The sequence below is a fragment of the Microcoleus sp. D2_18a_D3 genome (genome assembly GCF_036702455.1).
Lineage (GTDB): Bacteria > Cyanobacteriota > Cyanobacteriia > Cyanobacteriales > Microcoleaceae > Microcoleus.
Window position 1 is genome coordinate 14822 of record NZ_JAUBTK010000042.1, and the last position, 13378, is coordinate 28199.

12 protein-coding genes and 1 tRNA gene are annotated in these 13378 nt (G+C 47.4%); 6 read left to right on the forward strand and 7 right to left on the reverse strand.

The features are described from left to right. Positions 1-170 precede the first annotated feature (170 nt). The 6 genes from QUB06_RS19290 to QUB06_RS19315 form a co-directional block, all read right to left on the reverse strand. The gene (locus QUB06_RS19290; RefSeq protein WP_006631885.1) at positions 171-776 is read right to left on the reverse strand and encodes a LabA-like NYN domain-containing protein; all 606 of its coding nucleotides are present in this window, start codon (positions 774-776) and stop codon (positions 171-173) included. A gap of 105 nt (positions 777-881) precedes the next feature. Further along, positions 882-2474, reverse strand: coding sequence for a methionine--tRNA ligase (gene metG / locus QUB06_RS19295; protein ID WP_333436622.1), 1593 nt, complete (start codon positions 2472-2474; stop codon positions 882-884). 642 nt (positions 2475-3116) lie between these two features. Continuing rightward, positions 3117-4259, reverse strand: coding sequence for a heat-inducible transcriptional repressor HrcA (gene hrcA, locus QUB06_RS19300; protein WP_445251403.1), 1143 nt, complete (start codon positions 4257-4259; stop codon positions 3117-3119). Between the two features lie 301 nt (positions 4260-4560). Beyond that, positions 4561-5430: an alpha/beta hydrolase gene (locus QUB06_RS19305; RefSeq protein WP_333436624.1), complete on the reverse strand. Its 870-nt coding sequence runs from the start codon at positions 5428-5430 to the stop codon at positions 4561-4563. Between the two features lie 87 nt (positions 5431-5517). Beyond that, entirely contained in the window at positions 5518-5748 is a 231-nt protein-coding gene (locus QUB06_RS19310; protein WP_333436625.1) for a hypothetical protein, read from the reverse strand. A gap of 644 nt (positions 5749-6392) precedes the next feature. Further along, a complete protein-coding gene (locus QUB06_RS19315; RefSeq protein WP_006631881.1) occupies positions 6393-7118 on the reverse strand; it encodes a hypothetical protein in 726 nt (241 codons plus the stop codon). 506 nt (positions 7119-7624) lie between these two features. Between QUB06_RS19315 and QUB06_RS19320 the strand changes: the two genes are divergently transcribed. From QUB06_RS19320 to QUB06_RS19345, 6 genes are all read left to right on the forward strand, one after another. Next, positions 7625-8176, forward strand: a complete 552-nt coding sequence (locus tag QUB06_RS19320; RefSeq protein WP_172187348.1) for a GNAT family N-acetyltransferase — start codon at positions 7625-7627, stop codon at positions 8174-8176. A 327-nt stretch (positions 8177-8503) separates the two neighbouring features. After that, positions 8504-8577: transfer RNA gene (locus QUB06_RS19325), tRNA-Pro, on the forward strand. Positions 8578-8729: 152 nt separating this feature from the next. After that, a complete protein-coding gene (locus QUB06_RS19330) occupies positions 8730-9554 on the forward strand; it encodes a Tic22 family protein (protein WP_333436626.1) in 825 nt (274 codons plus the stop codon). Positions 9555-9674: 120 nt separating this feature from the next. After that, the gene (locus QUB06_RS19335) at positions 9675-10655 is read left to right on the forward strand and encodes a HemK/PrmC family methyltransferase (protein WP_333436627.1); all 981 of its coding nucleotides are present in this window, start codon (positions 9675-9677) and stop codon (positions 10653-10655) included. Positions 10656-10701: 46 nt separating this feature from the next. Beyond that, positions 10702-11295 carry an L-threonylcarbamoyladenylate synthase gene (locus tag QUB06_RS19340; RefSeq protein WP_333436628.1) on the forward strand — a complete coding sequence of 198 codons (594 nt, stop codon included), beginning with the start codon at positions 10702-10704 and terminating at the stop codon, positions 11293-11295. A 25-nt stretch (positions 11296-11320) separates the two neighbouring features. Beyond that, complete coding sequence (locus QUB06_RS19345) at positions 11321-12256, forward strand: sensor histidine kinase (protein WP_333436629.1); 936 nt, start codon at positions 11321-11323, stop codon at positions 12254-12256. Between the two features lie 273 nt (positions 12257-12529). On the opposite strand, the gene QUB06_RS19350 is transcribed toward QUB06_RS19345, so the two are convergent. After that, positions 12530-13018 (reverse strand): GNAT family N-acetyltransferase, encoded by a 489-nt coding sequence (locus QUB06_RS19350; RefSeq protein WP_333053288.1) that lies wholly within the window; start codon positions 13016-13018, stop codon positions 12530-12532. Between the last annotated feature and the right edge of the window lie 360 nt (positions 13019-13378).

Genomic DNA, 13378 nt, shown 5'->3' on the forward strand with positions numbered 1-13378 from the left:
TTGGTAATTGGTTATTGGTAATTGGTAATTAATAATTGGCTCTTGAAAAACACTTAATCAAAAATTAAAAATGTGTCATGTTTGGTCTAAATTTTTAACTTTTAATTCTCAATGATTCAACCCATTAACCATCACCCATTACCCGTTACCCATTACCCATTACCACATCCCTATCTGTCGTCGTGTTCCTCCATCAAGCTCAGACCCGACAAAGGGCGGTAAGCATAATTAGGGCGCGATGTTTTTTGGATGTCGTCCTTAATCATTTCCAAATCGATATAGCGATCGGCTACATTAATCAAACTGTCGCTCGTCATCGATCGCAAACTCACCACCTCAACCCGCACACCGCGATAGCTCACAGCGTCTACAGCATAAGCCAAATCGCCGTCACCGCTCACCAGTACCGCCGTGTCGTAAGACCCCACTAAAGCCATCATATCCACAGCGATTTCTACATCCAAATTCGCCTTCTTAGAACCATCTGGCAACTGTACCAAATCCTTAGAAATCACGCGGTAGCCGTTGCGGCGCATCCACAGCAAAAACCCCTGCTGTTTCTCGTTAGTGCGATCGACACCCGTGTAGAAGAAAGAGCGCAGCAGCCGCGAACCCGCAGTTAAACGGCACAGCAGCTTAGTGTAATCAATCTCAATTCCTAACTGCAAAGCCGCGTAAAAAAGGTTAGAACCGTCAATAAAAATTGCCACTCTACCCCGATTTTCTAGAACCTGTTCCGGCGTAAAAAGGTCGTTGCTTTCTATTCTATTCAACATGATTGTTATGCCTCGATTTTTATGAAAGATTGGTAAGGAAATAACTGCTAATTCGTAGTCTGTCATAACACCCAGAGCCCTGGCTGCCAACTATGAAGGTACTGTTTACAGCAGTTCGATCCGCTTAAAAACAGGTTGGGGTTCCCCCAGAGTTTGGTTTGCCGGCAAAGCGCCCCAGGCAGCATGAGCTGCAAAATTCGCTAAACTGTTAACTGTAACTCGATCGTTAAAGTCAATTGAAAAACCTAGCTGTTGATAGATAGCGTTGCTGATATTGGGAATAATCGGCGATAAAAGGTAAGATGCTAGTCTAACAGATTCCAGAACAGAATATAGCACCTGTTCGACACTTTCGATTTGTCCCTGCTTGTACAAACTCCAAGGTGCTTGCACGTCAATAAACTTGTTCCCGGCTCGCACTAATGCAAGCACGGCTTCGCAAGCCTTGCTAAAAGCCAACTCTTCGTAAAAACCCGCTACTCGATCGCCCAAATCCAGGCTCATAGCCTTGAGAAGGTTGTCGCCCTCAATGTTTTCTCCCAACACATTTGGTACGCAGGCACCGCAATATTTGCGAGCCATGTTTAACGTGCGGTTAAGCAAATTTCCCAAATCATTTGCTAGCTCAGCATTCAATATATTGATAAACCGAGTTTCGTTAAAATCGCCGTCCTCTCCGAACTCAATTTCTTTGAGGAAATAGTAACGTACTGCATCAGCGCCGTATTTGTTGACCAATTCGACAGGGTTTAAAGTATTACCCTCCGTTTTTCCCATTTTTTTGCCGTCTTTGGTCAAAAACCCGTGTGCGAAAACGCGACCAGCCACCGGTAGATTCGCTGACATCAGCATTGCCGGCCAGTAAACTGCGTGGAAGCGAAGAATATCTTTGCCGATCAAATGCAAGTCAACCGGCCACCATTTAGATAAAGCATTCTCCAACATCGGGTCGCTGTCCGGATCTAGCAAGGCCGTGACGTATCCCAGCAAAGCGTCAAACCAGACGTAGATGCTGTGACTGGGGTCAACTGGCATTGGCAGACCCCATTCGAGATTCACTCTAGAAATCGAAAAGTCTTGCAGTCCAGAGTTGACGAAACTGAGCACTTCGTTGCGTCGGCTTTCCGGCGCGATGAAGTCGGGACGTTCTGCGTACAAGGCCAGCAGTTGCTCTTGATACCGCGACAGACGGAAAAAGTAATTTTCCTCGTCGCGCCACTCAACTTCCTTGCTGGTGTGGACGGAGCACCGATTTCCCGGCAACAATTCCCGTTCATCCTTGAATTCTTCACAGGAGACGCAGTACCAACCTTGTTGCTGGTTCAAGTAAATGTCGCCGGAGTTCCAGACACGCTGGAAAAATTCTTTGACAATGTACTCGTGGCGCCGCGAAGTTGTGCGGATGAAGCGATCGTACTGGATGTCGAGTTGCTCCCACAGCGCCTCAAACGCCGGAACTACTGAATCGCAGTGAGCTTGGGGCGATCGTCCCAAACTCTCGGCTGTCCGCTGAATTTTCTGCCCGTGTTCGTCCGTCCCCGTAACCAGCAAAACAGATTTGCCCCGCAGCCGCTCAAATCGGGCTAGGGCATCCGCAGCCATAGTCGTATAAGCACTGCCAACGTGAGGTAAATCGTTTACATAATACAGAGGCGTTGTGATCGCAAAGGTATTTTTAGTTTTATCGGTCGATTTCATTGAATGCTAAAAGAAAATTCCCTAAATTTCGTTTCGATCTTAACTCAGCGGTTAAATTTTTTATGGAGTGGCAATCAAGCCAAATTCACTGCAAGTTATTTGCAATTGTCTAACCCGGGCTATTCCCAAAAGAAATATTGCTTTCATATCAACACTAATCTTTTTTAGTTGTTTTTGACGAACTCTCTAAAATGTCTTAATATTTTGACATTCGGCTGCCTTGGGAAGCGACGCTCCTGGGGTACGCGCCTCCTCTATTCATTGGTCGTAGCCGCATCCCTAGAGCGGGTTTAGCAGCCCACCCGGTTGGCAACAAAACTCGTCAGTTGGGCTGCTAAACCCGCCGTTCGACTAACGCTCCGCGATTACTTTCTGTGAATGCCCGATCGCTCACCATCGCCATCTCTTTCTCGCGATCGCTGGAAAGTCGATCGCCCGCCACTCCTGCCACTTTCCGAGCCGCTCATGGACACAGAAACCGGGTTATTTAGGAAACTCTCTTGTCAAGCGCGATGCTTTAGTTTCTTGGCCCAAGAAGAGTATAAAAGCCTAGGTTTTTTATCACAAAACCCGGTTTTTAAAGGTTGCGAGTACATCCACAGACAATAAAACCCCAAGCCAGTTAAGCTTGGAGCTATCAAATTAGGGTGCATCTAACAACGGATTATCCGATCGCCCTCGATCGCCATCAGGAAAACTCACTCGATTTCCACCAATAGCTTCTGACAAATAATCCGCCGCAGCTTCCACAACCGCGATCGCATTTTCGTAAACCATCCGCGTCGGTCCCAAAACCCCAACACTACCCACCGGCACTGATCCCCGGCGGTAAGTCGAAGAAATCAGAGTACAGCCACGAATTGGTTCTAAAGAATTTTCCGAACCAATACGCACCGTTACCCGCTTTCCGGGGATGTCCAACTCAGGCGATTCAAAAATCAAAGGCCAAAGCAGTTCTTGCTCTTGTTCGAGCAGTTGCACCAGGGTTTGAACTTGCTGCAACTGCGAAAACTCAGGCAAGCGCAGCGCTTCTGCTAAACCGCCGATCAGAATCCGCGTGTAGGTTGGATTGGTTTGGCGGCTGCTCAAAGCAGTCAGCATGGTTTCCATCCACTCAGCGTACAGCTCAAAGTCCCGGTCTAACTCGCTCCAGTCTACAGCCGAGAGTTCCGAGAGCGATCGTCCCCGCAACTTGCTGTTCAAAAAATTCGACAAAATCTGCAATTGGCGATCGACAATTTCGGCATCAGGCCTGTTACCTTCTGCGTCTGAAGGCAACTGCACCAAAACCGACTGAGTTTCGTAGGCATCCGTTACCACGATCAGCATCACCTTTCCCGGCTCTAGCTGCACCAGTTGCAAGTGGCGCAAGCAAGCCATATTGGTTTGCGGAATGGTGATCATGGCTATGTAACCGCTGATAGTTGCCAGGATTTGGGCAGCGCCACGGAGTGCCGCGTCCATGCGACCATCCGACCAATTGAGTTGGTCTAGTACCTGTTCCACCTTGCGGGCCAGCGTATCAGACGGCTGAATCAACTGGTCTACATAAATTCGGTAGCCGGAGTCAGAGGGGACTCGTCCTGCCGAAGTGTGGGGCTGATAAAGCAGTCCAGCTTTTTCAAGAGTCCCCATCGCATTGCGAATTGTAGCTGGGCTGACGCTGAGGTTGAATTCGTCAGCCAAAGCTTTTGAGCCAACGGGTTCCGCTGTTGCTATGTAGTGGCGAACCGTTGCCCAAAGGATGTGTTGTTGCCGATCGGTGAGGTTAACGCGCACAGATATTTAAGCAGAATTAGAATTTAGAGTTGAAAGCCACTATTTAATCGAAACGTCTGTCCCAAGAGGGCGATCGGGCAGAGTTATCTATTTAAGATAACAGATTTAGGCGAAGGAAGTTCAGCAACAGATTGTGTACGGGATTTTACGGATTGTGTACGTGATTTTACGGAGCGATGTTGAGGGAATGAACAGGGAAAAATGTTTTAACTTTTAACTTGTAACTTTCTATTTGGGAAGCTTCGCTTCCCCGAACCGGATATCTGCCCAATGCCCCATTCCTTGGTTTCGCTTTACGCAATGCCCTTTAAGTGTGTTGTTTAAGAATATTTTGCAGATAACTAGCCACTGCATCCGGCTGTTCCACCATTGCCAAATGGCCACAATCGGGAAGCTGAAGGACATTCTCGCCGCCACCTTGGAACATCCAGTGAAAGCTAGCCAAATGCAGCACGTATTTTGGTTCCATAATTTTGTCTTTAGTACCGGCAATAAAATAAACAGGCTGCTTGAGTTGGGAGACAATTTGTGGCAAGAGGTGAATCTGGGCTTCTGTGGTGGAGTCCAACAAAGCCCCCAAAGCTGCCTCTGGATGAGCTCCCACGAAATCTATTAAGCGTTGCCGTCCCCAGGATCTGCCGATCGAGCGGGCTACAGAATCGCGGGCAAACACGTAATCTGCTAAGGGCAAGCGAGGCAGCCAGCCGGGACGCATTGTCACTAGCTGCTTGCCGACCGCTCGAAACCGCTCGAATTCTTCCTTAAGATAGATGCCGCCCCCTGCATTGATGCAGACCACGCCTTTAACGCGATCGGAGAATTTGCTTGCTCCCCAAAGGGCGATCGTACCGCCGAGAGAGTGTCCCACCAGCCAAGCAGAAGATATATCGAGTTTTTCGAGTAAAAGTTCCAAATCGCGAGCGTAAGCTGCCGGAGTGTAGCAGGAATTTAGCGGTTCGGAACATGGGCGATCGTCGCCTGCGTCCGATTGAGAATCGCCAAACCCCCGCAAATCGTAGGTAAGGCACTGATAGTTTGGTGCCAAGCGATCGGTCAAAGGTTGCCAGTAGTGGCGGCTTAACAGCCAGCCGTGGACAAATACCAGAACCGGGGAAGTTGCAGTCGGAGCCGTCAAATCGTAAGCGTGCCGAACCCCTAGGATGTCGATTGTTGCCATACTTTTATCCTACCCGCTCCATAAGACCTATGTAAACCTATGTATAGCCTTTCTCAGAAAGAGAGAGTACGCCGAAACCCTGTGTTCTCAAGTTTTTTCAGTTGAATTGTTTACCTCATCTACCCAAGAAGCGTTATAAGTTAAGTCAAAAAGACTCAACTTTATCGATTTAGCGCTTACTTCCTGCTGCAACGCGCGGTCGTTGAGGCTACTTTTGTCCACTGCACGGGCAATCTTGGCATAGCTTGCCCTTTTATGCGATCGGTCTAGAATAAATATTCCTTCAAACCAGCGTTCTATGTTTTTTGCAGTATTCAAATTTCTGTCTGCTGTATCGAGCGCAAGGGGACATACATCAGCGCGATTTTTTAAGGGCATTTTGCGGCAATAATTTCCCCATATTTAGCCGAGTCGAAAGTCGTCAAGCCTCGGTATTCCAGTGTCAAATTAGATATTTTTTTGTAGGATAGTTACCAATTAAATTCGTACCTCCTACCTTCAACTATTAAACCAACTAAATTGTTAGCATTCAACAATTATTTAATCTCTTAATTCTCTAGCTAGCGTTACCTATCCCTAGTTTTGGGCGAGGTGAGACGTAATTTTATTGAGCGCATTTTTGCGGATATTTGCGACTTTTGCGTGTAGTCCCGCGAGCTTATTTAAGTAAGTAGGCGCTGTAAAACTTAAAAAGCTTGACAACATCGTTTGGGCGTGTCTCATGTTTATGAAAACCGCTAAGCTGTTGCACATTTAAACTGTGAACTAAAATTTGATAAAGTTCGTGTGGGGTTAGCCAGAAATCCCGCACAAAAAATACGATTTAGATGCAGAACAGCTTATCTACACTCGCTTGTAGGAACAATGTTGCCGAGCTTTTTATCCTATCTCACTGGAAAACTTCTGCAAACTAATGTCTACTTATAGAAATCTAGTTATTTAGGGATCATCGGCAACTTGCCCTAAAATCGCTCGCCCAGCAATCTTTGTCGCACCCCCTCAGCGATTTTCTGCCCCAGATATTCGGGAATTAAACTTTCATTGGGGCCCAACAAATAGAGAATCAGGCGAGTTCGCCCCCGCCAAACTAGCAAATTAGCATTTACGACCAACAAATCCTCTTGCCAGATGGCATACATAACTTTGTAAAAAAGTCCAGGTTGATTATCGGCTTCAATCAGCAAAGCTGGCAAGTGGAAAACTGGATCGACGTAGAATTCGGTTGCCACATCTTCTAAACCCGCGTCTAAATTAAATTCCACCGCCAACATCTCTTCAACCTCAAAATGTCCCGCCAATGCCTCTCGAACGGCTCTACAGACGTTTTCTGCTGTTTTATCTGCCAGTACCTTGCCACCGCGAGATACGACCAATTTGATAAATACCAGCATCGGCGGGTAAATTTGACCGTACAGACTCAGACTGTGAATCGTCAGTCCGTAGGCCGCGAGCACTCCAAAAATATCGCTCAATAGAAAAGATTGGTTCCGGTAAGCAAAATGCAGGGCACTTTTGTTACCTTCGGCTCGGATTTCGATGACTGCTTGCCGAGTTTTGTAAAGCTGGTAAGCTAATTTGAGGTTTTGCAACTGGATTTCGCTGCTGACAAATTGCTCATAAAACTGCGGAAACGCTCGGTTAAAGCGCTTGAGAAGTTCTAGTGTGGATGGTTTTAAACCCGAAGCCATAATTGAGGAGAAGGTGCGGGAGATATACTGGTATTGACTCTTCCATGCCTTATGGCAATGGGATTTTCGATTCGACGATTCGACTTAAATTGTGCCCGTCTCCTCACTAAAAGCAAAACTCAAATCTGTCTGAGAACTTATCACGAGAATGTCACGTTGCGCCATTCCAGTGGTATTTCCCACCAAGGGTATAAGTTCCGGCGCGATCGCCGGCACTCAAAAGAAGCATTTCCCAATATGCCTCTGTCCTGGTTCGGCAACAAATTTTACCTTAAAAGCGGGTTGTCCGGGCACTGGCTAGCAGAACAGTTCTACCAAACTTGACAGAATCAAAAAAGCGCAGACTCAATGTTGGACGACAAATCCCTGTTTTCGGCGTAAGATGAGTGTACCGTAAACTGTTCCTCAAGAGGCTACCGGCAATTGATCCTACGCCGATCGGAGTGGGTTTATCTGTCTGGTTCTCTTTCTCGTCGTCCAACTTCTACTACCTTAACCGCGCCTGCATGGGTTTTTGGAAAAACTTATTTAGTAGTTCTGAGTCTGCCTCTGTACCCCAAACAGCGGATTTTGAGGAAGATGTGGCTGTTGGGTTAGGCGATCCGCTTTCCCCAACGTTTCGCAAGCCCGCCAGCGGAAACGCTCGCATCTTTTTCAGTTGCGATCGGGACATTGACCTCTACGAACTCGAAGAACTTTGTAATGCAGTGGGTTGGTCCCGCCGTCCCCTGCGTAAAGTCAAAAAAGCTATTCAGCACAGCTTCCTAGTCGTCTCTATGTGGGAGATGCGGGGCAGCCAGCGACGGCTGGTGGGTTTCGCCAGAGCGACTTCAGACCATGCTTTTAATGCCACGCTTTGGGATGTGGTAGTTCATCCTGACTACCAGGGCAAAGGCATGGGCAAGGCGCTGATGAAATACATCATTAAAAAACTCCGCAGTGAAGATATCAGCAACATTACCTTATTTGCTGACCCTCAAGTGGTGGATTTTTACCGCAATTTGGGCTTTATGTCCGATCCAGAGGGGATTAAGGGTATGTTTTGGTATCCAGATTAGCGAGCGAGGTGCCAGTCGGCGTTGATTTGTTGAGGAAATACAATACAATATTGACGCTGCCAACACCGACTGCACCTGTGCGCTGCCCTCAGTTACGCTTGGATGTATCCCGGCATCAGGGCAGTTATAAAGCTGTGCAAGTATTGTCAGTCGATTTGAGCAGATCACGATAGGAGTCAGGGGCTGGTATCGGTTTTTGGGTGGGGTCAAACCGCACAACCTGAAAAAAAACTTCGCCTTAGCTGCATCGAGAGCTAAATATTTAATAAAGCTTGACAAGCAAGCGGTTTTGTGTGTTAATGGTTAGAGGTTAGCTAACGATAACACCGGGATGTAGCGCAGCTTGGTAGCGCGCCTGCTTTGGGAGCAGGATGTCGCAGGTTCAAATCCTGTCATCCCGATCGCACAATGTTAAATAATAGATTGAAGCAGAACTGTCTCTGATGTTTACATTTTGTCAAAATGAAAACAAATTGAGGCAGTTTTTGTCGATCGTGTTAAGTCGCCAGTCTTTGCGTTAATGTGTTTCAGGATCGCTCCTGATGGAAAAAACATGAAATCATTAGTTCGTTTGGGCGCAATATTGGGAATTGTCGGCTGCACTCTGCTGGGCCCCTCCCCAATTGGCAAGATGTCTGCACTGGCACTGCCGGAGCCGCAAATTTTGGAAAAATTGCGCTCGGTGCCGGTATTTACGATTACAGACGCTCAGGGTGCGCCCCTCGTCGCTTCTGTTCCCAAGCAGGGTCAGGGTCAAACTGGTAATGCTTCCGTGGCGGGAATTTTCATCAGCCAGAAAGACGCTCAAGCTTTTGTCGATCAACTGAAAACCAGAAATCCTCAGTTGGCGGCCACGGTGCGCGTGATGCCCGTGTCGCTGGGGGAAATTTATCAGCTCACTCAAGCAAATAAAGGCAAGCCGGAGGAAGTGCAATTTGCTTTCGTTCCGGCGCAGCAGCAGGTGCAGTCAGCTAAAACTGTACTTCAGCAGACTGGTCAACAAGTTAACGAGTTCAACGGTGTACCTCTATTTTTGGCAAGAGGCGGCGCCGAAAATGGTTATTTGACGATTCAGCGGGGTCAGCAAGAGGTGATTCCCTTGTTTTTTAACAAGGAGGATTTACAGGGAATGGTCGATCGTTTTAAGCAGCAGCAGCCGAACGTGACTGCCACAATTAAGATTGAGGTGGTGAACTTGGAGAGCGTTTTGGAAGCTTTGCGTACTGAGAACGACCCGTTTTTGACCCAAATGATGTTGATTCCCTCGCGGGAGTCGTTGGAATTTGTGCGATCGCTCCAACCTGCCGGTGCGGGCCAAAATCCACAGGTTGCTCCGGCTCCAGCTCGGCCGGCTCCAGCTCCGGCTCCAGCTCGCTAATATTTAGTCAGTTGACAGTTGACAGTTGACAGTTGACAGTTGACTGTTGACTGTTGTCTGTTGTCATTAGTTACCAATTCCCGATGCCCGATGCCCGATGCCCAATTCCCAAAAAGTCTTATGTTTGTTTCTGGTTTAGAGCTTTGGGAATGGGCGAATCAAGCTAAAACCGAGGCGATCGCCTATGACATTCCCCTAGCAGAAATCGACTGGCTGCTGAAAGAGCTGGCTGGTTTGGATAGGTTGGCTCTGCGTTTGGAGTCGTTTAAAGATTTGCCAAAAATTGAATTAAAGTTGTCTTTATCGGAACTTGCTCAATTGTGGCAGCGGCGCTTGCAGGAACGGGTGCCGGTGCAGTATTTAACGGGAGTTGCACATTGGCGACATTTTTCGCTCAAAGTAACGCCGGCGGTGCTAATTCCGCGTCCTGAAACAGAATTGCTGATCGATTTGGCTGTGGAAGCTGTTAAAAGCCGTTTAGAAGCAGAAAATATCAATCAAAAATCTACCCCCCCCAACCTCCCCTTACTAAGGGGGGGAGAAGATTTAAACTTCTCCGAGCTTCGGGGGGGAGAATTGACCAAATCGCATTGGGTGGATTTGGGGACGGGCAGCGGGGCGATCGCGATCGGCTTGGCTTCGGCGTTGACAAATGCTAGGGTTTATGCGGTAGATTGCAGTTCGGAAGCTTTGGCAGTTGCTCGACTGAATGCTGAGAATTTGGGCTTTGAATCGCGAATTAATTTTTATCAAGGTTTGTGGTGGGAACCGCTAGAATTTCTCAAAGGTCAAGTCAGCGGCATGGTGTCTAACCCCCCTTACATTCCCAGCAGCACGGTGCTGACTCTGGAACCGGAAGTTTTGAAGCACGAACCTCATCTGGCCTTAGACGGCGGTTTGGACGGGTTAGATTGCATCCGGCATTTGGTAGAAACGGCTCCCGATTATTTAGAATCCGGGGGAGTTTGGTTGGTTGAGATGATGGCGGGACAGGCTGAGGCGGTAGCTGATATGCTCGAAAGTCACGGGAGTTATGGCAAAGTTCAGATATTTTCTGATTTAGCAGGAGTCGATCGGTTTGCCTTAGCCTACCGTCTTTAGGGTTCAAGAATATGCCGCAATTCTCAAATCTAAAATCTAAAATGGCATGACACAAGTTTCGATCGATGCCCTAGTTGAAGGGGCAATTTCTGGTAATCATATCGTCAGTTTTCCTACAGATACTGTACCCGCTTTGGCTGCGCGTCCCGATCGCTCGGAGTTGATTTTTGCAGCTAAACGCCGCAGTCAAGACAAACCGCTGATTTTGATGGCAGCATCGGCCAAGGCTTTATGGCCTTACGTGCAGGGGAGTCCAGGAGAGTTAAAGTTGTGGCAGCAAGTGGCAGAATCCTATTGGCCGGGGGCGTTAACTTTGGTACTGCCGGCTTCGCCAAAAGTCCCGGCGGCCATGAATTCGATCGACCCAACTACAATCGGAGTACGAGTTCCTAACTTTCCCCTTGCCCTAAAGATTCTAGAGCAGACAGGCCCTTTGGCTACTACCAGTGCTAATTTATCCGGTCAGCCGCCTCTGGAATCGGTGGCAGAAATTGAGGCTCAGTTTCCCGAAGTCTTGACATTAGTTCCTTCGGAATTAGCAACAGCGACAACAGCTTCGAGTTTGCCTTCGACTGTGGCTAAATGGACGGGCAGCGGGTGGGAAATATTGCGACAAGGCACGATCGAGTTAGAATGCTAAAAGCTAAACTCCAAGGCAAAGCAATATGGCGCCGATCGGCTGGAGCAACTTTATATATTTAGGTATGGGACTGGGGCTGGGTTTGGGAAGCAGTTTGATTTGGCGCCTGCGGCAAAAAAGCTCGCAACAGCCCGAACCGACGCCCAAAGTAGCCCCACCTCCTCAAGAAATTCACTTAGAGAAGTTTGATGCTCTTTCCGAGCAACTTAAGCAAACTCAATTGGCTTATCAGATGGCATCGGAGATGAGCCAATTTAAGGCTGGTTTTTTGGCTCGAACTTCTCACGAGTTGCGATCGCCCCTGAGCACTATGATTGGTACGCTGCAATTAATTCTCTCGGATTTGTGCGACGATCCTGCTGAGGAACGAGAGTTTGTCGAGCAAGCTCACGTCGCGGCACTCAAGCTGGTGAAATTAATAGATGAAATTATCTCTGTTGCTAAAACTGAACACGGCACTGAAAGGATGGATATTGAGCCGATTCAGTTAGCTAAGGTTTTTGACGAGGTTGATGATTTAACTTACTTGCAAGCTGCTAATCGCGGCATTCGTTTGGAGATATTGCCGCCAGATCCGGGGATTTATGTATTGGCAGATTTGCCGAGGTTTAGGCAAGTTTTAGTCAATTTGGTAGATACTGCTGTTGCTCAGATGGAGGAGGGGAGTATTTCTGTTTCGGCGCATTCTTCGCCGGAATCGGGATATGTTCACATTTGGGTGGACGATCAGCGTTCAGTGAGTGCTTGGAGCGAGTCTTGGGATTTGCTGAAGCACGATTTGGAGTGTGATATTACTAAGAGCAGCGATAATTCTCAGGTGTCTTCGGGAATGAGGTTATTGATGAATCAGACTCTTTTAAGTTTGATGAGCGGAAAGTTGGAGGTTCTGGCCGTGCCTTCTGAGTCCGAAGAGTGCAATTTTAACCGGACTCAGTGTTCTATTCCTTTGGCAACTTTCTGATGAAGGAAGAAGGAAGAAGGAAGAAGGAAGAAGGGAGAGAACATTGTAGGGACAGGGCACTGCCGTTTCCTCCATTTAGATCGTTGCGATCCTAACGGATTTAATATAACTATCGCTCGATTAATTGTAGGGAAACGGCACGGGTATGTCCTGATTGCCGGAATTGTAGGGAAACAGCACTGCTGTGTCCTGATTGTGGGTAATTTATAAGTAGTAAGGTGCGCCGAAGAGCACCCTACATATTATAGATTTTGGTGCCAATCGGGTGATTATTTAACAATTAGCAGTTAGCAATTCGCCGTTGCTAATTTCTAATTCGAGATTCTCTTCTAGAAGCTGATTTTCAAGTACCATTGTGGTGCTAGCGTTTTGCTGAAAACCGATGCGCTCGTAGAAGCTTTGTTTGTAAGTTGTCATCAGGTAAACTCGCTCTACTCGGCACATCCGAGGGTGACTCAAGACGGTTTGCACTAATTTGCGGCCGAGTCCTGCACCTTGGTAATCCGGGTGAATGGCGACATCCCAGATGGTGGCTCGATAGATGCCATCTGAGGTGGCTCTGGCAAAGCCGATCGCCCGTGATCCGTCCCAAACTGTAACAACTGGTTCGCTGTTGGCGATCGCAATTTCCCAATCTTCTATCTTGCGTTCCCTCGCCCAAAAGGCGGCGGCTTTAAATAGTTCTTGGATCTGTACGATGTCGGCGCGATCGCGACCTATACAAAATTGAATGTGACTGGAATCCCTAGTCGTTGATGTCATGCTCAATCTGCCTTGAAGTTGTATCTCAACTGTGTTACTTTTACTGTTTTACACGAGTGAAAGTTAATTTTGCTTGGGAACGATCAATGGTTGAATTCCCCATTTACAAAACTATTTTTATTCATACATATTTTCTAACTAATTTCGGTGATGATTAATACTTTTTGGGGTAAATTTTGAAAAAAAGTCTTTGACTCAAAATTCCCAACTTATAACTCATACCATTTGATATTTGAGATTATAGATTTTAGATGGGGAATGACAGATTTTTTAGGGGTTGGGAGTTTGTCTACAGAGAAACCGGGTTTTTTCATAGCAATACTTCGTTACAACAGAAATGTTGCACCATTGTCAATAAGC

Bases quoted from the DNA above. Each gene is read 5' to 3' on its own strand.
- QUB06_RS19290 (WP_006631885.1), bottom strand. From the start codon at position 776: ATGTTGAATAGAATAGAAAGCAACGACCTTTTTACGCCGGAACAGGTT.
- metG (WP_333436622.1), bottom strand. From the start codon at position 2,474: ATGAAATCGACCGATAAAACTAAAAATACCTTTGCGATCACAACGCCT.
- QUB06_RS19305 (WP_333436624.1), bottom strand. From the start codon at position 5,430: ATGGCAACAATCGACATCCTAGGGGTTCGGCACGCTTACGATTTGACG.
- QUB06_RS19315 (WP_006631881.1), bottom strand. From the start codon at position 7,118: ATGGCTTCGGGTTTAAAACCATCCACACTAGAACTTCTCAAGCGCTTT.
- QUB06_RS19320 (WP_172187348.1), top strand. From the start codon at position 7,625: ATGGGTTTTTGGAAAAACTTATTTAGTAGTTCTGAGTCTGCCTCTGTA.
- QUB06_RS19330 (WP_333436626.1), top strand. From the start codon at position 8,730: ATGAAATCATTAGTTCGTTTGGGCGCAATATTGGGAATTGTCGGCTGC.
- QUB06_RS19335 (WP_333436627.1), top strand. From the start codon at position 9,675: ATGTTTGTTTCTGGTTTAGAGCTTTGGGAATGGGCGAATCAAGCTAAA.
- QUB06_RS19340 (WP_333436628.1), top strand. From the start codon at position 10,702: ATGACACAAGTTTCGATCGATGCCCTAGTTGAAGGGGCAATTTCTGGT.
- QUB06_RS19345 (WP_333436629.1), top strand. From the start codon at position 11,321: ATGGCGCCGATCGGCTGGAGCAACTTTATATATTTAGGTATGGGACTG.
- QUB06_RS19350 (WP_333053288.1), bottom strand. From the start codon at position 13,018: ATGACATCAACGACTAGGGATTCCAGTCACATTCAATTTTGTATAGGT.